The 21,727-nt window shown below is 42.8% G+C and carries 22 protein-coding genes; all 22 read left to right on the top strand.

The annotated features are described in order from the left end of the window. The first annotated feature begins 7 nt into the window (after positions 1-7). The 22 genes from ACIQXR_RS05760 (at position 8) to atpE (ending at position 21,677) form a co-directional block, all read left to right on the top strand. The gene (locus ACIQXR_RS05760) at positions 8-1,291 is read left to right on the top strand and encodes a UDP-N-acetylglucosamine 1-carboxyvinyltransferase (protein WP_402870281.1); all 1,284 of its coding nucleotides are present in this window, start codon (positions 8-10) and stop codon (positions 1,289-1,291) included. 97 nt (positions 1,292-1,388) lie between these two features. Continuing rightward, complete coding sequence (glpX, locus tag ACIQXR_RS05755; RefSeq protein WP_402870284.1) at positions 1,389-2,351, top strand: class II fructose-bisphosphatase; 963 nt, start codon at positions 1,389-1,391, stop codon at positions 2,349-2,351. A gap of 314 nt (positions 2,352-2,665) precedes the next feature. Then, positions 2,666-3,955 (top strand): transcription termination factor Rho, encoded by a 1,290-nt coding sequence (gene rho / locus ACIQXR_RS05750; protein ID WP_402870287.1) that lies wholly within the window; start codon positions 2,666-2,668, stop codon positions 3,953-3,955. Between the two features lie 148 nt (positions 3,956-4,103). Continuing rightward, on the top strand, positions 4,104-4,304 hold the full coding sequence (rpmE, locus tag ACIQXR_RS05745; protein ID WP_034315847.1) for a 50S ribosomal protein L31: 201 nt from the start codon (positions 4,104-4,106) through the stop codon (positions 4,302-4,304). A gap of 137 nt (positions 4,305-4,441) precedes the next feature. Next, on the top strand, positions 4,442-5,047 hold the full coding sequence (locus tag ACIQXR_RS05740; RefSeq protein ID WP_402870289.1) for a thymidine kinase: 606 nt from the start codon (positions 4,442-4,444) through the stop codon (positions 5,045-5,047). 176 nt (positions 5,048-5,223) lie between these two features. Further along, positions 5,224-5,676 (top strand): hypothetical protein, encoded by a 453-nt coding sequence (locus ACIQXR_RS05735; RefSeq protein WP_402954899.1) that lies wholly within the window; start codon positions 5,224-5,226, stop codon positions 5,674-5,676. A 160-nt stretch (positions 5,677-5,836) separates the two neighbouring features. Then, positions 5,837-6,907 carry a peptide chain release factor 1 gene (gene prfA / locus ACIQXR_RS05730; protein WP_402870294.1) on the top strand — a complete coding sequence of 357 codons (1,071 nt, stop codon included), beginning with the start codon at positions 5,837-5,839 and terminating at the stop codon, positions 6,905-6,907. Continuing rightward, positions 6,900-7,769 (top strand): peptide chain release factor N(5)-glutamine methyltransferase, encoded by an 870-nt coding sequence (gene prmC / locus ACIQXR_RS05725; protein ID WP_402870297.1) that lies wholly within the window; start codon positions 6,900-6,902, stop codon positions 7,767-7,769. Before prfA ends, prmC begins: the two co-directional genes overlap by 8 nt. Before the next feature lie 119 nt (positions 7,770-7,888). Next, on the top strand, positions 7,889-8,668 hold the full coding sequence (gene spoIIR, locus ACIQXR_RS05720; RefSeq protein WP_402954896.1) for a stage II sporulation protein R: 780 nt from the start codon (positions 7,889-7,891) through the stop codon (positions 8,666-8,668). Between the two features lie 292 nt (positions 8,669-8,960). Next, entirely contained in the window at positions 8,961-10,004 is a 1,044-nt protein-coding gene (locus ACIQXR_RS05715) for an L-threonylcarbamoyladenylate synthase (protein WP_402954893.1), read from the top strand. Between the two features lie 87 nt (positions 10,005-10,091). Further along, complete coding sequence (locus tag ACIQXR_RS05710; protein WP_402870307.1) at positions 10,092-10,658, top strand: manganese efflux pump MntP; 567 nt, start codon at positions 10,092-10,094, stop codon at positions 10,656-10,658. Positions 10,659-10,872: 214 nt separating this feature from the next. Then, positions 10,873-11,316 (top strand): low molecular weight protein arginine phosphatase, encoded by a 444-nt coding sequence (locus ACIQXR_RS05705; protein WP_402870310.1) that lies wholly within the window; start codon positions 10,873-10,875, stop codon positions 11,314-11,316. A 19-nt stretch (positions 11,317-11,335) separates the two neighbouring features. Beyond that, positions 11,336-12,625, top strand: a complete 1,290-nt coding sequence (locus ACIQXR_RS05700; protein ID WP_402870312.1) for a methyl-accepting chemotaxis protein — start codon at positions 11,336-11,338, stop codon at positions 12,623-12,625. Between the two features lie 127 nt (positions 12,626-12,752). Beyond that, on the top strand, positions 12,753-13,199 hold the full coding sequence (gene rpiB / locus ACIQXR_RS05695) for a ribose 5-phosphate isomerase B (protein ID WP_402870315.1): 447 nt from the start codon (positions 12,753-12,755) through the stop codon (positions 13,197-13,199). A 58-nt stretch (positions 13,200-13,257) separates the two neighbouring features. Further along, on the top strand, positions 13,258-13,851 hold the full coding sequence (locus ACIQXR_RS05690; protein WP_402870318.1) for a TIGR01440 family protein: 594 nt from the start codon (positions 13,258-13,260) through the stop codon (positions 13,849-13,851). A 349-nt stretch (positions 13,852-14,200) separates the two neighbouring features. Continuing rightward, positions 14,201-15,442, top strand: coding sequence for a serine hydroxymethyltransferase (locus tag ACIQXR_RS05685; protein ID WP_402870321.1), 1,242 nt, complete (start codon positions 14,201-14,203; stop codon positions 15,440-15,442). 257 nt (positions 15,443-15,699) lie between these two features. Beyond that, positions 15,700-16,329, top strand: a complete 630-nt coding sequence (gene upp / locus ACIQXR_RS05680) for a uracil phosphoribosyltransferase (protein ID WP_402870323.1) — start codon at positions 15,700-15,702, stop codon at positions 16,327-16,329. A 21-nt stretch (positions 16,330-16,350) separates the two neighbouring features. Further along, complete coding sequence (gene wecB, locus ACIQXR_RS05675; protein ID WP_402870325.1) at positions 16,351-17,490, top strand: non-hydrolyzing UDP-N-acetylglucosamine 2-epimerase; 1,140 nt, start codon at positions 16,351-16,353, stop codon at positions 17,488-17,490. 98 nt (positions 17,491-17,588) lie between these two features. Next, complete coding sequence (locus ACIQXR_RS05670) at positions 17,589-19,820, top strand: S8 family serine peptidase (protein ID WP_402870328.1); 2,232 nt, start codon at positions 17,589-17,591, stop codon at positions 19,818-19,820. A gap of 482 nt (positions 19,821-20,302) precedes the next feature. Then, positions 20,303-20,671 carry an ATP synthase subunit I gene (locus ACIQXR_RS05665; protein WP_402870330.1) on the top strand — a complete coding sequence of 123 codons (369 nt, stop codon included), beginning with the start codon at positions 20,303-20,305 and terminating at the stop codon, positions 20,669-20,671. Between the two features lie 22 nt (positions 20,672-20,693). Further along, the gene (atpB, locus tag ACIQXR_RS05660) at positions 20,694-21,389 is read left to right on the top strand and encodes a F0F1 ATP synthase subunit A (RefSeq protein WP_402870331.1); all 696 of its coding nucleotides are present in this window, start codon (positions 20,694-20,696) and stop codon (positions 21,387-21,389) included. Positions 21,390-21,452: 63 nt separating this feature from the next. Continuing rightward, positions 21,453-21,677 (top strand): F0F1 ATP synthase subunit C, encoded by a 225-nt coding sequence (atpE, locus tag ACIQXR_RS05655; RefSeq protein WP_402870332.1) that lies wholly within the window; start codon positions 21,453-21,455, stop codon positions 21,675-21,677. Positions 21,678-21,727 lie beyond the last annotated feature (50 nt).

The raw sequence follows: 21,727 nt of genomic DNA, 5'->3' as shown, positions 1-21,727 counted from the left end.
GTTCATTATGGAAAAACTTAAAATTGCCGGTGGTTATCCTCTTAAGGGGACCATTCGGGTCAGTGGTGCGAAAAACAGTGCTGTCGCTTTAATTCCTGCAACGATTTTGGCAGATTCCCCAGTCACGATAGAAGGCCTGCCGGATATCTCTGATGTACAGATGCTAAAAGAATTAATGGAGGAAATTGGCGGTACTGTTGTTTTTAACGATGGTGAAATGACTGTCGATCCCAGCAAAATGATTTCTATGCCTCTACCTAACGGAAAGGTGAAAAAATTGCGTGCCTCTTATTATTTGATGGGTGCGATGCTAGGGAAATTTAAAAAAGCTGTAATTGGACTGCCTGGAGGATGTCATTTAGGACCTCGTCCAATCGATCAGCATATTAAAGGGTTCGAAGCACTAGGAGCACAAGTGACGAATGAACAAGGCGCCATTTATTTAAGGGCGGAAGAGTTACGTGGTGCCCGTATCTATTTGGATGTAGTCAGTGTCGGGGCAACGATCAATATCATGTTGGCTGCTGTCTTGGCTAAAGGGCGGACCGTAATTGAAAATGCAGCAAAAGAGCCAGAAATTATTGATGTTGCTACCTTGTTGACCAATATGGGAGCGAAAATCAAGGGAGCCGGAACGGATATCATTCGGATTGATGGTGTGGATAGCCTTCATGGGTGCAAACATACGATTATCCCCGATCGGATAGAAGCGGGAACTTTCATGATTCTAGCTGCTGCTGTTGGTGAGGGCATATTGATCGATAATGTCATTCCCCAACATTTAGAGTCACTCACGTCCAAAATGCGGGAAATGGGCGTCGGTATCGAAGCTGGGGACGATCAAGTATTTGTGGCTCCTGGTCAGGTCCTGAAATCTGTTGATATAAAGACCTTGGTTTATCCAGGGTTCCCGACTGACTTACAGCAGCCTTTTACGTCGTTATTAACAAAAGCGAGCGGTTCAAGCATGGTGACTGACACGATTTACGGAGCACGCTTTAAGCATATAGACGAATTACGCCGCATGAATGCAAAGATTAAAGCAGAAGGCAGGACGGGTATCATTAGCGGCCCGGTCCAACTTCATGGGGCAAAGGTAAAAGCGAGCGATTTGCGTGCAGGAGCAGCTTTGGTAATTGCAGGTTTAATGGCAGAAGGAATAACGGAAGTGACGGGTCTTGAACATATAGACCGTGGATATAGTCATCTTGTAGAGAAACTTTCTGGCTTAGGTGCAACGATCTGGCGTGAAAAAATGACAGAAGAAGAAGTGGAGCAGCTGAAAAGCTGATCCCTTTCTTATTGCCTTATTGTGTTACGTTATATGCTTTAATGTGCTATACTATTATATAAATAAAACATGTTTGCACATTGAGGGGGAACGAAAAATGGAAAGAAGTTTGTCGATGGAGCTTGTCCGTGTAACGGAAGCGGCTGCTCTTGCATCTGCGCGTTGGATGGGTAGAGGAAAGAAAGAAGAAGCAGATGATGCGGCAACAACGGCGATGAGGGATGTTTTTAATAGCATACCCATGCAAGGTACGGTCGTTATCGGTGAAGGGGAAATGGACGAAGCACCCATGCTTTATATCGGTGAGAAACTTGGTACAGGCCTTGGACCACTAGTGGATGTTGCAGTCGATCCTTTAGAAGGAACGAATATCGTTGCATCAGGCGGATGGAATGCACTAGCAGTTTTGGCTGTTGCCGATCAAGGGAACTTGCTGCATGCTCCTGATATGTATATGGATAAAATTGCCGTCGGTCCTGAAGCGGTAGGCCTGATCGATATCAATGCATCCGTATTAGATAACCTTAAGGCAGTTGCCAAAGCGAAAAATAAGGATATTCAAGACGTGGTAGCTACGGTCTTGAACCGTAAACGCCATTCTAAAATCATCGAAGAACTTCGCGATGCGGGTGCCCGTATCAAGTTGATCAACGATGGAGATGTAGCCGGTGCCATTAATACGGCTTTCGATCATACAGGTGTTGATATTCTATTCGGATCTGGTGGAGCTCCTGAGGGAGTCATTTCAGCTGTAGCATTAAAATGTCTTGGAGGAGAAATCCAAGGTAAGCTTCTTCCTCAAAATGAAGAAGAAGTGAAACGCTGTGGGAAAATGGGACTTGATCTTGGTAAAGTCTTGAGAATGGAAGACCTTGTCCGTGGTGATGACGCGATTTTTGCTGCGACTGGCGTTACGGATGGTGAACTTCTTCGTGGCGTACAATTTAAGGCTCATCATGGCGAGACACAATCCGTGGTCATGCGTGCCAAATCAGGAACGGTCCGTTTCATCGATGGACGCCATATTCTGAAAATGAAGCCAAACGGCTTGATTAGATAAGACCATTTACTCTTGAATAGTTATGAGGGAAAGCGCGCGTGTTTCATGCACGCTTTCTCTTTTAAAAAATTAAGTTGAATAATTTAATTAAAAAAAGTAAAATAAAGCTTGTTCTACTAATTGATTTAATTCTGCCCTTTCACTCCAAACTTCAAGAAGCCTTCAAATAATTTTCTTCTTTACATGTAAAATGTATCATCCTTTCTACGAAAACTCTGGTCAGGTACATGGATTGTGGATTCTCTTCCATTTAACAAACCAATCCTTTTTCAGTATGGGTGAAAACGTTTAATTAATAAAAGTGTGGTGTCATGATGAATTTAACGATTTCCAATTTAGAAAACATGAAATTAAAAGATCTCTATGAGCATGCACGGGAATATAAAGTTTCTTATTACAGCAAGCTGTCGAAAAAAGAACTTATATTTGCGATCCTAAAAGCTCAAGCCGAACAAGATGGCCTTCTATTCATGGAAGGTGTTTTAGAGATTATCCCTTCAGAGGGATTTGGTTTCCTGCGTCCGATTAATTACTCTCCAAGCTCGGAGGATATCTATATTTCAGCTTCCCAAATCCGCAGGTTTGATTTGCGTAATGGTGATAAGGTATCCGGAAAGGTTAGGCCGCCGAAAGAAAACGAACGCTATTATGGATTATTACATGTAGAAGCCGTTAATGGCGACAATCCTGAGTCTGCTAAGGAACGTGTCCATTTCCCTGGGTTGACTCCGTTGTATCCAAATAGACAGATTACATTAGAAACAACGACGAAGAATTTATCAACAAGAATTATGGATGTCCTTGCTCCTGTCGGGTTTGGCCAACGTGGGTTAATCGTGGCTCCCCCTAAGGCGGGTAAAACGATGTTGATTAAAGAAATGGCCAATGCCATTACAACGAATCATCCCGAGGCGGAGTTAATTGTCTTACTCATTGACGAACGCCCCGAAGAAGTAACGGATATTGAACGTTCAGTGGCTGGTGACGTCGTTAGTTCGACATTCGATGAAGTGCCGGAGAACCATATCAAAGTGGCTGAGCTGGTATTGGAACGGGCAATGCGCCTAGTTGAGCATAAACGCGATGTCATCATTCTAATGGATAGTATTACTCGTTTGGCACGTGCTTATAACCTAGTGATTCCCCCAAGCGGTAGAACGTTATCGGGTGGGATTGATCCAGCTGCATTCCATCGGCCGAAACGCTTCTTTGGAGCAGCCAGGAACATCGAAGAAGGCGGTAGCTTAACGATTCTTGCTACAGCTTTGGTAGATACTGGATCACGTATGGATGATGTTATTTATGAAGAATTTAAAGGTACGGGGAATATGGAGCTTCACTTAGACCGCTCCCTTGCTGAAAGACGCATTTTCCCTGCGATTGACATTCGCCGTTCAGGTACCCGTAAAGAAGAATTATTAATTCCGAAAGACCGTTTGGATAAGCTTTGGGCCATTCGTAAAACGATGTCCGATTCCCCAGATTTTGCAGAGAAATTCCTTCGCCGTCTAAAACAGACAAAAAGCAATGAGGAATTTTTCAGTAAGTTGGACGAAGAGATGCTTGAAATGAAAAAAGGATCATCGAGTTTAAAGCGCTCTTAAACAGGTTGAAAACAAAATGTTGCACAACGAGTTTTAAATTGCTATAATGAGGTCATGTGTTTTTACAATAAATGTGAGGATGCATTTTCCTCATCTTGAAGTATATAACTCTGTTTCGAATGATTCAGGGCAGAAGGAGCTGAAAAGAATGAAAACTGGAATTCATCCAAATTATAAACTATCAAAAGTAATTTGCTCTTGCGGGAATACTTTTGAAACTGGTTCAGTTAAAGAAGAAATCAAAGTTGAGACTTGTTCAGAATGCCATCCATTCTACACTGGTCGTCAAAAATTCGCTGAAGCTGGCGGACGTGTTGATCGCTTCAACAAAAAATACGGTATTAAATAAGCCGGACTTTCAAAAAACAGGCAAGTATTCTTCTTGCCTGTTTTTTTCTTTTCTGAAAATTAATGAGATTTTATATAAAACCGGGTCCAAAAAAATTATGGCCAAGGGATCGACAGGTGGAAGGAGTAGCTGTTTCCATGTATGTAATGAAACAAACAGGCTGGATCGAGGTTATTTGCGGAAGCATGTTTTCAGGTAAATCTGAGGAATTGATAAAACGGGTCAGCCGTGCTCAATTTGCAAAAGAGAGTATAGCGGTTTTTAAACCAGCTATAGATAACCGCTATGCGGAAGAGGCTGTCGTATCACACAACGGTTCCTCCGTGATGGCAAAGCCGATTGCCCATTCAACAGATATATTTAAGTATCTGGATCAGCCCTTGGATATTATTGCGATAGATGAAGTTCAATTCTTTGATCCTGAAATTATCGGGGTTGCCCAGCATCTTGCGGACAGCGGTTATCGAGTGATTATGGCTGGACTGGACCAAGATTTCAGAGGTGAACCATTCGGCCCCATGCCTACTTTATTATCACTTGCTGAATCCGTTACGAAGCTGCAAGCTGTATGTGAAGTATGTGGGTCACCTGCCAGTAGGACTCAGCGTTTGATTGATGGTTCGCCTGCTTCCTATGATGAACCCATCATTCTTGTTGGTGCATCGGAGTCATATGAGCCCCGTTGCCGTCATCATCACGAAGTTCCAGGTAAACAAGCGGTGGAAGTAAAAGAACAAATATGAATGTAAAACGATGTCCTAGGATTCCGATCCTAGGGCATTTTTTATTAGGTAAAGGGAACATATAGAAGAAAGGTCATCCCAATACATGGAAGAGAATTAAAGAAACTTTTACCTTCATTTTGGGAATGCTGAAGAGGAAGCACTCTAATAAGACATAACCTAATGGAGGTAAAAACATGAAAATCACTTTGCCTTTTTTGGCGGCTGTTTTTCTTAGTATATTGACAGCTTGCGGTCAAAATGACAATGCAATTGATAATGATTCAGAATACGGAGATCAAACTAGAAATGGTCAAGAATTTGTTGGTAATCATATGAAAAATGTCACTCCTGATTGGGACAATGAAACGGAACGCCCGTCTGATCAGCTGCTGAATACACCTCATCATACAAGTAATAATTCACCCTCAATGGGACAAGAAGTAGATAAAATCCGGGCGGTCATTAAATCGGAAACCGATTATGATACTGGGATGGTGTGGCATAATGGCAATACGATTCATGTGACCGTCCTTGCCAAAGGCAAAATAAAGACGGATCAGGAAAGAGAAAAGGAAAAGAGACGGATCGAGGATCTTATCTTACGGGCCGTTCCCCAATATAATATAGATGTGAAAGTAAAGAAATAACCACATATTTGAATCAGCTTTGACGTTGATTATTCACCTATACTATAATTAACCTTAGAAGTGAACTCGAATGGGGCACTGAATTAATTATATGTAGAAATAAAAAGATCCTTTCAACATCATGCCAAGTAGGTGTTGGATAACTTAAGAGGTGAATAACTTGTTTGATCGACTGCAAGCAGTAGAAGATAGATATGAGAGATTGAATGAACTATTGAGTGACCCTGAAATCATCAATGATACGAATAAGCTAAGGGAATATTCGAAGGAACAAGCTAGTATTCAGGAAACGGCTTCCACTTATAAGGAATACAAAGAGGTCCGGGATCAACACAAGGAAGCTAAAGCAATGCTTGAGGATAAATTGGATGCGGATATGCGCGATATGGTTAAGGAAGAAATCAGTGAACTCGAATCCACGATACAACGACTCGAGGAAAAGCTGAAGATCTTGCTGATTCCGAAAGATCCTAATGATGACAAAAACGTTATCATGGAAATACGTGGAGCGGCAGGCGGAGATGAAGCGGCTCTATTTGCAGGAAGTCTTTACCGCATGTACAGCCGTTTTGCTGAGGTGCAAGGTTGGAAGACTGAGGTCATTGAAGCGAGTCCTACCGGGCTTGGCGGTTATAAGGAAATCATTTTCATGATCAATGGGAATGGTGCTTATTCCAAGTTGAAGTTTGAAAATGGAGCCCATCGTGTTCAACGTGTCCCTGAAACGGAGTCGGGTGGACGAATTCATACATCAACGGCAACGGTCGCCGTTTTACCAGAAGCGGAAGAAGTGGAAATACAAATCCATGATAAGGATGTACGTGTAGATACTTTTGCATCCAGCGGACCTGGAGGGCAAAGTGTTAACACGACCATGTCTGCCGTACGTTTAACACATATACCAACGAATACGGTAGTGTCTTGTCAGGACGAAAAATCACAAATCAAAAATAAAGACAAAGCGATGAAAGTATTACGGGCTCGGGTATATGACAAAATCAATCGCGAAGTACAGGCAGAATATGACCAGAACCGGAAGCTTGCGGTTGGTACAGGGGACCGTTCAGAACGAATCCGCACGTATAATTTCCCGCAAAACCGTGTTACCGACCATCGGATTGGCTTAACGATTCAAAAGCTGGATCAAATCATGGAAGGAAAGCTGGATGATGTCGTGGATGCCTTGATCATGGAAGATCAATCATCAAGGCTGGAAAATGCAGATGAATAATCCGGTTGTGAAAGTATATGAAGCCCTGAAGTGGGCTTCTTCTTTTTTAATGGAGAATGGTCGCGATGCCAATGCGGGAGAGATTTTGCTGCAACATTATTTAAAACAGACGAGATCGCAACTTTTGGCCAATCTGCACACAGAACTCAGTCCAGAACAGCTTGAACAATTCAAGTCGGGAGTGGCGCAACACGTAAAAGGAGAACCGGTCCAGTATATAATCGGAAGCGAGGAGTTTTATGGCCGTACCTTCCTTGTGAATGAAGAAGTATTGATTCCCAGACCGGAAACGGAAGAATTGATATACTATACGCTTCGAAAACTTCCCGGCATTTTTAAAGGGGCCCAGAAGCTGAATATGGCAGATATCGGGACGGGTAGTGGAGCAATTGCCATAACGATGAAACTGGAGGAACCAAGACTGCACGTGACGGCCACGGATATCGCAGCACCTTCACTTGAGGTGGCGCGAAGGAATGCTGGATTACTGGATGCGGATGTGCAATTTATCCAAGGTGATTTACTTCAGCCCTTCATCCAGCAAAATAAGAAGGTGGACATCCTTTTATCGAATCCTCCATATATCCCGGATGAAGATGAAAAGACGATGTCTACGGTCGTAACGGATCATGAGCCCCATCGTGCTTTATTTGCAGGTGTCGATGGACTCGATTTTTACCGCCGGTTTATGGAACAATTGCCGCAAGTCATGCAAGTGCCTGGTTTCATCGGTTTTGAAGTGGGGGCAGGACAAGGGAAAGCTGTGGCTGGATTACTGAAAGAAACGTTTGTGCACGCGGATGTTTCCGTTGAACATGATATTAATGGGAAAGATCGGATGGTCTTTGCTATATTGAGTTGATTCGTCTCCGTTGGGGACGGATTTTTTCCTTTTGGAAAATCGTGAACCTTAAATCATATTTACTAGTTTAAGATAGCCGGGTATTGGCGAGACTAGTTTGTATGAGGGGGGCGAGAGTAATGAAAACTAAACATTTAGCCATTATTTATCTATTAATCTTAACAATAGGAACGATTATAAGTATATACATGCCGAAAGCGGAAGCGGTCGGAACCGAGGCGACCATGGTCATACCGGATGAGGCGATTCGTCTTAGGATTTTGGCTAACAGCGATAAGGAAGCGGACCAATCCGTTAAACGCCTGATCCGTGACGAAGTGAATGCCGATATTACCGAGTGGGTAAAAGATCTTACCTCATTAGATGAAGCGAGAAAAGTAATTCAATCCCATTTGGGTGATATTGAGGCCACGGCCAGAGAAGTGGTAAAGGAGAATGGTTTGGAGCAGTCCGTTTCCGTGGATTTTGGACAAGCGGAGTTTCCCACAAAGCTTTATGGCCAGTATTTATACCCTGCAGGTGAGTACGAAGCGGTGATCATTACGCTTGGTGAAGGGGAAGGGGCTAACTGGTGGTGTGTGTTGTTTCCTCCATTATGCTTCCTTGATTTTTCAAACGGTACGGCAGTAAGCCAAAGTCCTATTGTAGAGGATGAAGAAAAGGAAACGGTGACGGTGGAAAAGGCAAAAGTGTCCGCGGCTGTAAAGGACACGAAAGCAAAAACGAAGGATAAGATAGTAGAAGGGGCGAAGGAGGAGGGGAGAGAAGAGGATGAAGAAGTAGAGAATGCCGAATATACGGCCTCTGCCGATAAGGGACAACAAGTGTACGACGGAGAAGATGAATCCGAAGTTGAAGTGAAGTCACTTTTTGCGGAAATTTTCCATGAGATTTTTTGAAATGGGGGCAACTGTCCCCAATTTTCAGGTTTAGAAAGGGAAAACCGTACATATCCACAGGCATATTAACAAAATATCGAAAAAGTCAGTCTTTAATGGCCAATATCCACAATATTATCCACAGTTTACTTGTAGTTACCCACAATTTGTGGATAACACTTGAATATTGTGTATACTTCTTTTATACTTTCAAAGTATCTTTTAAGCAAAAACCATCTAAAACGGCTGAAAAACCGTTCATATATAAGCAATTATCAAAAATAAGATAAGTAAAAAAGTGAAGGTGTTAATAATGGAAACGAAAGTCTGGTTAGTGGATAAAGATGTGGATAATTTACAAAGTTATCCCCAGATCATACAATCGGCCGAATTATTAGAGGCCAATCAGGTGGTAGCCTTTCCTACTGAAACCGTTTACGGCTTGGGAGCTAATGCAAAAAGTGATGAAGCGGTAAAAAAGGTGTTCGAAGCAAAGGGGCGACCAAGTGACAATCCATTGATTGTCCACATCGCTTCTGAGAAGCAATTAAACGAGATAGTTGAAGAGGTCCCAGAACAAGCAAGGAAACTGATGGATGAGTTTTGGCCGGGGCCATTGACTCTCATTATGAAACGAAAACCTGGAAAGTTGTCGGACATAGTGACAGCTGGCTTGGAGTCCGTTGCAATCAGGATGCCGAATCATCCGATTGCCTTGGCCCTTATTAAGGAGAGTGGCTTGCCGATAGCGGCACCGAGTGCAAATACTTCGGGGAAACCGAGCCCGACTACCGCTAAGCATGTCGAAGATGATTTGGTAGGTCGAATTGCAGGTATCGTCGACGGCGGGGCAACAGGGGTAGGCGTTGAGTCCACGGTGCTTGATTGTACCGTAGAAACCCCGGTTATATTAAGACCCGGTGGGATTACACTCGAACAAATCGAAGCGGTCATCGGTACGGTAAGGCATGATGTCGCTTTGAAAAGTAAAGATGCGGCCCCAAAAGCACCGGGAATGAAATATACACATTATGCACCGAAAGCGCCACTTTTTTTAGTGAAGGGCAATCAAGCTTTTCTTCAAAGACTTGTGGATGAAAAAAGAAAAGATGGGCTGAAAGTTGGCGTCATATGTTCTACTGAGCATCAACCTGAATATAAAGCGGATTATGTCATAGCGCCTGGATCATTGGCAGACTTGCATACGGTTGCAGCCGGGTTGTACGATACGTTAAGACAATTTGATGCCCTTGATACGGATATCATCTTTAGCGAAATGTTTCCGGAGTCCGGGATTGGCGTTGCCATCATGAACAGGCTCGTTAAAGCTGCCGGTCACCAAACTATCGAGGGATAGATAATCAAAGCTAAAACACAGGATTTTTCCTTCTATTTCTTTTCGGACATGCATAACATGTAGTAGGCACGTCCGAGGGGGGTTGGAATGAATACGGTTTCTGGGGAAATCATCACCTTATTGATCATGGCTTTTGCGTTAGGCATGGACGCCTTTTCTGTGGGATTGGGAATGGGCATGTTCAAGCTAAGGCTGAGGCAGATTTTCTTCATCGGGCTGACAGTCGGTTTTTTTCATGTATGGATGCCGTTGCTTGGAATGGGGGCGGGGCGTTTTATCTCTGATAAATTCGGAACTTTTGCTACATATGCGGGCGGCCTCTTGTTGATTTTTCTTGGCATCCAGATGTTCCTACCCGGGAAGGTGAATGAATCAGGGAGCAGAGATCAAAAACTACTTGCCCCGGTGGGAAAAGGGTTGCTCATATTTGCGCTTGGGGTGAGCCTGGATAGTTTTTCAGTGGGTTTGACTCTCGGAATCTATGGGGCGAAAACGCTCGTGACCATTTTATGCTTTGGCCTTGCCGCCACTCTTTTAACGTGGGCGGGACTTCTGCTTGGGAGAAAGATGCAGGGACTCTTGGGAGTATACAGTGAGATCCTTGGTGGAAGTATTCTATGTGCATTCGGCTTAAAGCTATTATTCTCTTTTTAGACATATTCATATCCTATCTTTTCATCATCAAACTGTTCCGAATGCCGGAGCGGTTTTTATTTTTATCAGGACTAGGTAAAAAGGTTTATAAAATCGCCTTATTTTATTAAAATTATCGATGTTTTTTATGTTATTTTAATTAAGAGTAGGCTTTTAGACGGACTATTCAAATTGGATCTATGCCTTATAATGAATAAAAAAGGAGGCGTTACATATGATCCGAGTATTGTTTGTATGCACCGGTAACACGTGCAGGAGCCCCATGGCAGAAGCAATTTTAAAAAGTAAGAACATATCGGGCATCGAAGTGAGGTCCGCAGGCGTATATGCTACACCTGGTCAGGACGCATCAGAATATGCCAAAAGAGTATTGGACGAAAATGATATGTGGAATCACCATCGCTCCACACTATTATCCCAGCAGGATTTAGACTGGGCCACACATATTTTTACGATGACGGAAGGACATAAATCGGTCATTCTGAATACATTCCCAACCATAGATCACAAAACTTTCACTTTAAAAGAATTCATTCAGGACGATAAATATGATAAAGACATACTAGATCCGTTTGGCGGTTCGGAAAACCTGTATCGGGAAACGTTCAAGGAGCTTCATGGTTTAATTGTAGAATTGGTTAAAAGGCTCAAAGAGTAAGTCTACAGGGGGAAAGAGAATGGCAGAAAGAGCACATTATAAGTTTGGTTTACGAAAGAAATTGGTTGTCTTCATTACAGTCCTTGCTTTAATCACGTATTCAACCTCGGCATTTTTCATTTTCGTTGTACACCCAATGTTTTTTGAAAATATCAGTTCGATAAGTTTTAGCATTGCTACGTTGTTACTAGGCATAATGTGGTCGGGCCTTCTCGCCTTTTTTGCAGCCGGTGTCATTACTAAACCACTACAAAGGTTAGAAAAAGTTGCTCTAAGTGCAGCACAAGGAAGCATTAACGAAGAAGTGGTCCTATCGAAGGCGGATGATGAGATACGTTCACTCGGCATGGCTTTTAACTTGATGCTGTTTAACCTCCGGGAAATGGTACAGAGCATTGAAGAGAACTTTCAAGAGACCAATAATAAAGTCATTCATATCTCCCAAGAGTCTTCGAGAGCTTCGGACCAGGCTGAGAACATCGCAAGGACCATTGAAGAAATATCCAAAGGTGCCGACAACTCGGCAGTCTCCATCATGAATACGGCTGAATCCATCGATGATGTCATCATGATTGCGCAGCAGGTTCAAAGCAAGGCGAAGGCATCGGTTGGACTGTCAAGTGAAATGGCGGAAGAACTGTTTCAGAGTAAGGAAGTCGTCAATTCTTTGGTTTCCGGTATTAAACAATTGGCTCAAGAAAACCAAGAGTCACTCAAAACGGTGAAGCGCTTGGAGGAAAATGCGAAAAAGGTAGAACAAATCATTGAACTCGTCGGTGATATCGCAGCTCAGACCAACCTTTTGGCCTTGAATGCCTCGATTGAAGCAGCCCGAGCCGGAGAACACGGTAAAGGATTTGCCGTTGTAGCGGAGGAAGTCCGTCTCTTGGCGGATGAGAGCGCGAAAGCTGTTCAGGGCATTTCAAGTCTTATCCAAAACATTCAAGTTGAAGTTCAGGCGGTCGTCAAACAAATCAGTGAGCAGGTGGTATCGGCGAATAAAGAAGCGCAAAAAGGGACCGATACAGACATAGCGATCGAAGGCATGACAAAAACGGTACATAACGTTGTCGTAGCGGTCAAGGATATTACCGAGCTTGTTGATCGTCAGATGGAAAGTGTGGAGGAAACATCCAGGCAGTCACAGGAAGTCGCTGCCATTGCTGAAGAGACATCCGCTGGTGCAGAAGAAGTCACGGCTGCAACCCATGAACAGGCTTCCGTTATGGAAAATGTAGATAAGTTGGCCATGGAACTTAAGGATCAAGCCGACAAACTTAAGCAGACCATCACCCGTTTTCATACGTAAACCGCTTCCTTGCAGGAAATCAGTCGCTGATTTCCTGCTTTTGTATAGAGGGGACCTGCTTCCCTTTATCTTTTCATAACTTTGTGACACAATAAAAATAAATGAGAACATCTAGGAGGACTTTATTATGAAAGTTGCAATTGCTTCAGACCATGGAGGAATTCAAATCCGTGAAGAAATAAAGAACTTGATGAATGAGTTGAATATTCCATATGAGGATTTCGGCTGTGAATGCAGTACATCCGTGGATTATCCCGACTTTGCCCTGCCGGTTGCTGAAAAAGTGGCGAAAGGCGAATTTGATCGAGGCATCCTAATCTGTGGTACAGGCATCGGAATGAGCATTGCTGCCAATAAAGTCAAAGGGATACGTTGTGCGCTGGTTCATGATGTGTATAGTGCAAAATTAACCCGTCAGCATAATGACAGCAATGTGTTAGCGATGGGGGAACGTGTCATTGGGCCTGGTCTTGCAAGGGAGATAGCCCAAACATGGTTGACTTATGAATTTGAGGGCGGTCGTCACCAAAATCGGATTGGCAAGATTGCAGAGTATGAGGACAAAAGTAACTAAGTCATTCATCATCCGTAATGCTAATGCGAGGTATCCACAATGAAAGGATGCGTTTTTCATGACAAGTGATGCTTTATTATCAGAAGAGCTTGAGATATGGAAAAACCAGTTTCAAAAACTGTTACAGGAGTTCCAGGAAACCGCCGCTTTAGGGAAGCGCCAGCTACTTGTAATTGGTTGCTCTACAAGTGAAGTGGCTGGGAAACGGATTGGTACCGAAGGATCGGTTGATGTGGCGGGCATGCTTTTTTCTGTAGTGAAGGAATTTCAAGAAGAAACCGGAGTGCAGGTTGCCTATCAGTGTTGTGAACACTTGAATAGGGCGCTCGTCCTCCCAAGGGAGTCGGCGGATTCACGAGGCTATGAAGAAGTTGCGGTTGTACCCGTACGCACAGCTGGAGGGTCAATGGCCACCCACGCTTATCAGCAATGGGATGATGCTGTAGTTGTCGAGCACATCAAGGCGGATGCAGGGATTGATATTGGCGATACGTTTATCGGCATGCATTTGAAACATGTAGCTGTTCCAGTTAGAACATCCATTAAGGAAATAGGCCATGCCCATGTGACAATGGCTAGAACCCGTCCTAAACTAATTGGTGGGGAACGGGCCGTTTATCAAGCTGCTTCTGTAAATAAGAGTTGTACATGATAATTAAAAAGGCGAACAGCATTCCTTTAATGAGGGGATGCTGTTTTCAAATAACAGAGGAACAATCTTAAATAATCGCAAATTGATTGTATGGAAAATGTTTTTTTGCTGATTAAATCTAAGGATACTAAGGGTTTTTTCGGGAAAACTCTATAAAATACGAACAATATTTTAATATTATAGAAGGAATATTCGATAAAAATAAACTACCACTTCTAAAATAGACATGTTAAAATAGAGTAGAATTTTCAAACAATTATAGCTGAGGCTTTTTCATGTCCTTTTGAGGGCATGTTGTACATAATGGAAAAAGCGAATAATCCCGCACAATTTGAGGAGGAGTTACGGAATGAATCGTTTGGCAAAACAAGATGAACAAGTATTTAACGCAATCCAACTGGAATTAGGGCGACAAAGAAGCAAGATTGAGCTTATTGCATCTGAGAACTTCGTTAGTGAAGCTGTCATGGAGGCTCAAGGATCTGTTCTAACGAATAAATATGCTGAAGGGTATCCTGGAAAACGTTACTATGGTGGATGTGAATATGTCGACATCGTAGAAGACTTGGCACGCGATCGCGCAAAGGAAATATTTGGTGGCGAGTATGTAAATGTACAACCTCACTCTGGTGCCCAAGCGAATATGGCCGTTTACTTTACTGTTCTTCAAACAGGTGACACAGTGCTTGGGATGAACCTTTCCCATGGTGGCCACTTAACGCACGGCAGTCCTGTTAACTTCAGTGGAGTGAACTATAACTTCGTTGAATATGGTGTGGACGAAAAAGATCACCGTATCGATTATAATGATGTATTGGAAAAAGCCCGTCAGCATAAACCGAAATTGATCGTAGCGGGTGCTAGCGCATATCCACGTGAAATTGACTTTAAACGCTTCCGTGAAATTGCCGATGAAGTTGGAGCATATTTAATGGTGGACATGGCACATATCGCCGGTTTAGTGGCTGCAGGTTTGCATCCAAGCCCAGTTCCATATGCTGATTTCGTAACGACAACAACCCATAAAACACTTCGCGGACCACGTGGCGGAATGATTATTTGTAAAGAAGAGTTCGGCAAGAAAATCGATAAATCTATCTTCCCTGGTATTCAAGGCGGCCCGTTAATGCATGTTATTGCGGCTAAGGCAGTGGCATTCGGTGAAGCGCTTCAAGATGATTTTAAAGGATATGCTCAACAAATCATCGATAATGCTAAACGCTTGGGTGAAGGTCTTAAGAAAGAAGGATTCACGCTTGTATCTGACGGTACGGATAATCATTTAATCTTACTTGATGTTCGTTCAACAGGACTTACAGGAAAGATTGCAGAAAAAGCATTGGATGAAATCGGAATCACCGTCAATAAAAACGCAATTCCTTATGATCCGGAAAAACCATTCGTTACAAGTGGTATCCGTATCGGAACGGCGGCCGTGACTTCTCGTGGCTTCGGGTTAGAAGACATGGATGAAATTGCGTCACTCATTGGTCTTGTTTTGAAAAATAATGAAGATGAAGCGAAACTTGAAGAAGCGAAACAACGCGTTGAAGCTTTGACAAGTAAATTCGATTTGTATCCTTCATTCTAATATGTAGAGCCGCTTCCTTTCTGGGGAAGTGGTTTTTTTACGTAGTGCACGTGATGGAAAAAAGATATATAAGTCATCGTGTTCCGAAAAATCTAAATACTAAAAATAGGTCTGACATCTAAAGGCTTATTGAAGATTGAATCTTTTTTCTGTAAAATGAGTAGAAGTGAAATTTAAAGGGCATAAAAAGACTTTAGATGACTATGGCAAGTATGAAATATAAACAAAATCAGGCACTGGAATGGGAGAGATGAAAAATGGGAAAAGTTTTTGTTTTTGACCACCCGTTAATTCAACACAAATTAGCTTATATACGCGATATAAATACAGGAACAAAGGAATTCCGTGAACTAGTGGATGAAGTGGCATCATTGATGGCATTTGAAATCACTAGAGACATGCAACTTGAAGAAGTTGAAATCCAAACACCTGTAAGCAAGGCGAAGGTGAAAATGCTTGCTGGTAAGAAAGTGGGCATCGTTCCGATCCTACGTGCGGGAATAGGGATGGTTGACGGAATCATTAAGTTGATCCCAGCTGCAAAAGTAGGACATGTGGGTCTGTACCGTGACCCTGAAACATTAAAGCCTGTTGAATACTATGTGAAAATGCCAAGCGATTTGGCTGAAAGAGAATGTATTGTTGTTGACCCAATGTTAGCTACGGGCGGTTCTGCTATTGAAGCGATCAATTCGATTAAGAACCGTGGGGCAATCAATATCAAGTTCATGTGTCTCATTGCGGCTCCAGAGGGAGTGGAAGCATTAAAAGAAGCACATCCGGATGTTGATATTTACATTGCAGGACTTGATGAGAAGTTGGATGAACACGGATATATCGTTCCAGGTCTAGGTGACGCAGGAGATCGTTTATTCGGCACAAAATAGAAAGAAACTGAGGTGTCACGAATGAAACAACCGATCAAGGTCATGACGATTTTCGGAACGAGGCCGGAAGCTGTCAAAATGGCTCCCTTAGTACTCGAATTTCAAAAGCACCCAGAATTTTTCGAACCTATAGTTGCTGTAACGGCACAGCATCGACAAATGCTAGATCAAGTTTTGGACTTGTTTTCCATCGTTCCCGATTATGACTTGAATATAATGAAGGAAAGGCAAACGTTAGCGGATATTACAACCAGGGCTTTAAGTGGGCTTGATTCCGTAATGAAAGAAGCCAAACCCGATATTGTTCTGGTACACGGTGATACCACCACAACTTTTGTTGCGAGCTTAGCCGCCTTTTATAATCAAATCGTCATTGGACATGTGGAAGCGGGGTTGCGTACGTGGAATAAATATTCCCCTTACCCTGAAGAGATGAACCGCCAATTAACGGGCACGATGGCTGACCTTCATTTCGCACCGACTGCCAAAGCGGAAGAGAACTTGTTGAATGAAAACAAGAGAGGCAATATCTTCGTGACCGGTAATACGGCAACGGATGCTTTGAAAACGACGGTTCGCTCCACGTATTCCCATCCGGTTTTAACTGGGTTGGGCAAAGACAGGCTTGTTTTACTGACGGCTCATCGTAGGGAAAATCTAGGAGAACCGATGCGCAATATCTTCAGGGCCGTTAAAAGAATCGTGGCGGACCATGAAGATGTTCAAGTGGTTTATCCAGTACACTTGAATCCTGCTGTACAAGAACTTGCCAATGAGATTCTCGGCGATCATCCCCGTGTCCATTTAATTGAACCGCTGGATGTTTTGGATTTTCATAACTTTGCTTCCAGAGCGTATTTGATTTTGACGGATTCCGGGGGGATTCAAGAAGAGGCCCCTTCACTAGGGGTCCCTGTCCTTGTATTGCGGGATACGACTGAACGTCCTGAAGGAATCAACGCGGGTACCTTGAAGCTGGCAGGAACGGACGAGCGGACAATTGTACAAATGGCGCATGAATTGCTGAACGATCCCGAAGAGCACGAAAGAATGTCAAAGGCCTCAAATCCATATGGTGACGGAAACGCATCAGCCCGGATTGCTGAAGCGGTCCGATACTATTTCAAGCAAATAAGTGAACCACCAACAAGATTTGAATAATAAAAAAGGAAAAGCCAATATCCAAGGGCTTTTCCTTTTTTTATTGTATACTCCTCAATCGTTGAGAAGAAGATAATGGGGAAGGAGGGTGCATTAAAATGAGAGCAATCATTATAGGTATATTTATATTTATTTTTTTATCCACATTCCCCCTTCCGATTGAAAGGGGAGTGGCGTCTGTCATACTGCCCCCACTACCCAAAACGGCTGAATCCCAAAAAGTTAGGGCTGTTGTCACGACGGATCGACCGCTAAGCAATAGGGAGATTATAAAGGTACTTTCTAAATATCCATCATTGAATCTGCGCAATGTTTTTACGGTCGCCCTTGACGGATTTTCCGTACAAGGGAACAGGGAGGAGGTTAAGCGGCTTTGGAAGGAAGATCATATTCAAGCTGTTTCGGAAGTGTCGAAATATCATCCGGCGCTTGATGAAAGTGTCCCATATATTGGCGGCGATCGGGTAAGGAGCTTCTTCGATCAGAAACATCGTCGCATAACTGGAAAAGGAGTGAAGGTCGGTATTATCGATACGGGAATGGATTATACCCATCCGGATTTACAGCATGCGTACAGAGGCGGAAAGGACTTAGTGGATGACGATTCTGACCCGATGGAGACAATGAATCAGGGGGAAATGAACACGATTCATGGAACTCATGTGGCTGGCATCATTGCCGCAAATGGCAAGATGAGGGGAGTGGCCCCGGAAGCTGAAATCTATGCTTACCGTGCATTAGGACCTGGCGGGGCAGGAGATACTGAGCAAGTTTTGGCGGCCGTCGAGTCGGCCATCAAGGATAAAGTCGATGTTTTGAATCTTTCTCTTGGGAATGACATCAACGGACCTGATTTACCGATTTCACTTGCACTAAATAAGGCGGTGGAATCAGGAATTGTTGCTGTCACATCCAATGGTAATTCAGGTCCGGCCGTATGGACGGTCGGATCACCCGGAACGGCGGAGAAAGCGATATCCGTCGGGGCCTCGACTCCTCCTTTGAAAGTGCCTGTTATGGAATACGGGCTTGGTTCAAACCACTATCAATCAGATTTAACCTTGTTGCAAGGGTCAAAAAAATGGAATCTGACCTTTTCGGAAGATATCATGTATGGAGGTATTGGGGAGGAAAGTGACCTAAAGAGGGTGAAGGATAAGATTGTTTTAATGGAGCGCGGAGTACTCACTTTTCAAGAAAAAGCGACCAATGCTGAGAAGGCTGGGGCCAAGGGCGTCATCATCTTTAATAATACAAATGGTATGTTCACCGGTAGCCTAGAGAAAGAGATGAGAATACCAGTTGCTTCTATTAAAAGAAAAGATGGGTTACGCCTTAAAAAGGAATTGGAAGGTCAAGCACATGGAAAAGTTCACTTTGTAAACAAGAAGGAACAAGATAGGCTGGCTGATTTTAGCTCAAGAGGTCCTGTGACGGTGTCATGGGATATTAAGCCAGATGTGCTTGCCCCAGGAGTGGAAATCACGAGCACAATTCCAAAAGGGTACATGGCTCTAGCGGGAACGAGCATGTCCGCTCCGCATGTAGCCGGAGCATGTGCACTTATCTTGCAAAAGCACCCGAACTGGACACCCGAACAAGTGAAGTCTGCATTGATGAGCACGTCCAAGCCATTAAGTAAATCCGTTCAGCATTTGTATCATACCTATGAGCAAGGGGCAGGGCGAATCCAAATTGATGAAGCGATAAAAGCGGATACACTCTTATACCCGAGTTCCTTATCATTTGGAATGTACACTAAAAGGGATGGTATCGAGGAGCACCAACAAGCATTGATTCTTGAAAATACAGGAAAGAATAAAAAACGGTACACGATGATCGTTCCTTTACAAGAAAAAGGGCTGAATTGGGATTTGCCACAATCCCTTACTTTAAACCCTGGGGAAAAGAAGGAAGTGCAATTGGGGCTTCAAGTAAGTCCAGAGAAACTTAGTAAGGGTGTGTATGATGGCTATCTCTTCATAATGGAAGGTAATAAGAAAATATCGCTCCCTTATTTATATGTAAAAGAAGAGCCCGATTACCCAAGGGTGATGGGATTTGAATTCGGAAAAGGAGATCAAGCCAGCACGTACCGTTATGAAATGTATCTCCCTCGTGGAGCAGAGGAATTCGGGATTGCACTCTATGAGGCAGATAGTCTGAGATTTGCGGGGTTCATGGATTGGTCCAGACCAGCTTCATCCGGTATGACGAAAAAAACCATTTTCAAAAAGGATTTACCACCCAATGGAGTGTATAAAGCGATTATCTTTGCGAGGAGGGGAGGAAGGGAAGATCGGATAGAAAAGACGTTACTTATTGAGTGAACATGACAGATGTGTAAAATAAAACTGATGTCAATAGTCAAAAAAAGATATTCTGTGAACAATTCAGTAATATTTACAAACCTGTGACAAATTTCACTAACGACACATTGACATTGATTCTAGCCTATTGTATGCTAACTAAGGATGTAAAATGAGAGGGTTTTCAAATGCCCGACATGCAGAATTTTACAGCATGAATTTTTTTTCTATCCTCCACCAAATTCAACCGCGAGGATGCAACTTTGCATCAAAAGAATTGCCTTCCTTTATGGCAGGGGCTGTTGTTTTGATGTCAGCGATTCTTTCTCAACTAGTCGGATCTTTTGTCAATCCATTTCACCTTCTAAGGGAAATGAATGGACGAACTATGATTCGAACCGCTGCAATTATAATAATTGGCCTTCTTTGTGAACTTGCGTCAGTTAGTTTACAAGCAATGCTCCATTCAGTACGAAAATATTTCTCAGGAGATTAAATGTAAAATGCCAGAAATAAAAATCATGTTCAACAGGCAGAGTAAATATATAGTTTATCTTCTGGCGGTTTATGTTGTTGGATGGGGACTTACGAGTTACCAAGCCGTGTTTGCGGGGCTTATACTGGGTACGATTTTGAGTTTATATAATTTATGGCTGATCAATCAAAAAATCAAGAAATTCAGTCGAGCGCTTGATGAGGGCAAAAAAGTCAAATCTCTTGGTACATTGACACGAATGGCATCCGCAGGTTTTGCGGTACTCGTTGCATTGGAATATCCGGAGCATTTTCATCTGATTAGTGTTGTATGGGGATTAATGACAGCTTATATTGTCATTTTTATAGATTTTTTCATCCAATTAATACGTCGATAGCGGGGAAGAGAGGTGAATATAGTTGAATCATGAAGCACCCTTACATGAATTTATGGGTCTAACCTTTAACTTAAGTAATGTCCTAATGATAACGATAGCAAGCCTGGTTGTATTTATCCTTGCAGTAATTAGCACACGCAAACTTGCGATGAAGCCAACTGGCATGCAGAATTTCATGGAATGGATTATGGATTTCGTTAAGGGTATTATCAATAGTAACATGGACTGGAGAACAGGTGGTCAGTTTCAACTGCTTGGTATGACTTTGCTGATGTACATTTTTGTGTCCAATATGCTCGGTCTTCCATTTGCAATTAGTTACGATGGTGTCCTTTGGTGGAAATCACCAACAGCCGACCCAGTTATCACATTGACTCTTGCAGTCATGGTCCTAGGTTTAACGCATTATTATGCTATAAAAATGAAAGGCGCGAAGGGTTATTTCAAAGCTTATAAAAACCCAATGACTTTCGTAGAGGAATTTACCAATTCCTTGACACTTGGTCTGCGTCTGTATGGTAATATTTATGCTGGTGAGGTTTTATTAAGTCTATTAGCTGGTTCTTTAGCTATGAGTGGAGCTCTAGGTTTTGTCGGAGCGATCGTTCCTACTTTAGTATGGCAAGGCTATAGTATTTTCGTCGGCAGTATCCAAGCATTTATCTTTGTTACGTTAACAATGGTTTATCTGTCTCATAAAGTCAGTGACGACCATTAATTATAAGTTCATTTTGAACTGAAATAATAAAATTTTGATACAATTTTAAGGAGGATATTTATAATGACAGGTTCAGTAGGTCTTCTTGCAGCAGCAATCGCAATTGGTTTAGCAGCACTAGGTGCTGGTATTGGTAATGGTCTTATCGTTTCAAGAACAGTAGAAGGTATCGCTCGTCAACCAGAAGCTCGCGGTATGCTTCAAACTACAATGTTCATCGGGGTAGGTTTAGTTGAGGCGATGCCTATCATCGCAGTAGTTATCGCATTCATGGTATACGGTAGTTAATAGAACCTTTAAAAAGTTCAAAAATGGCGAAGTTCGTTCCATGTGAACCT

The organism is Peribacillus sp. NPDC097224 (assembly GCF_044761985.1).
Lineage (GTDB): Bacteria > Bacillota > Bacilli > Bacillales > DSM-1321 > Peribacillus.
The sequence above is the reverse complement of the archived record's forward strand: the minus strand, read 5'-3'. Positions and strand labels throughout refer to the sequence as shown.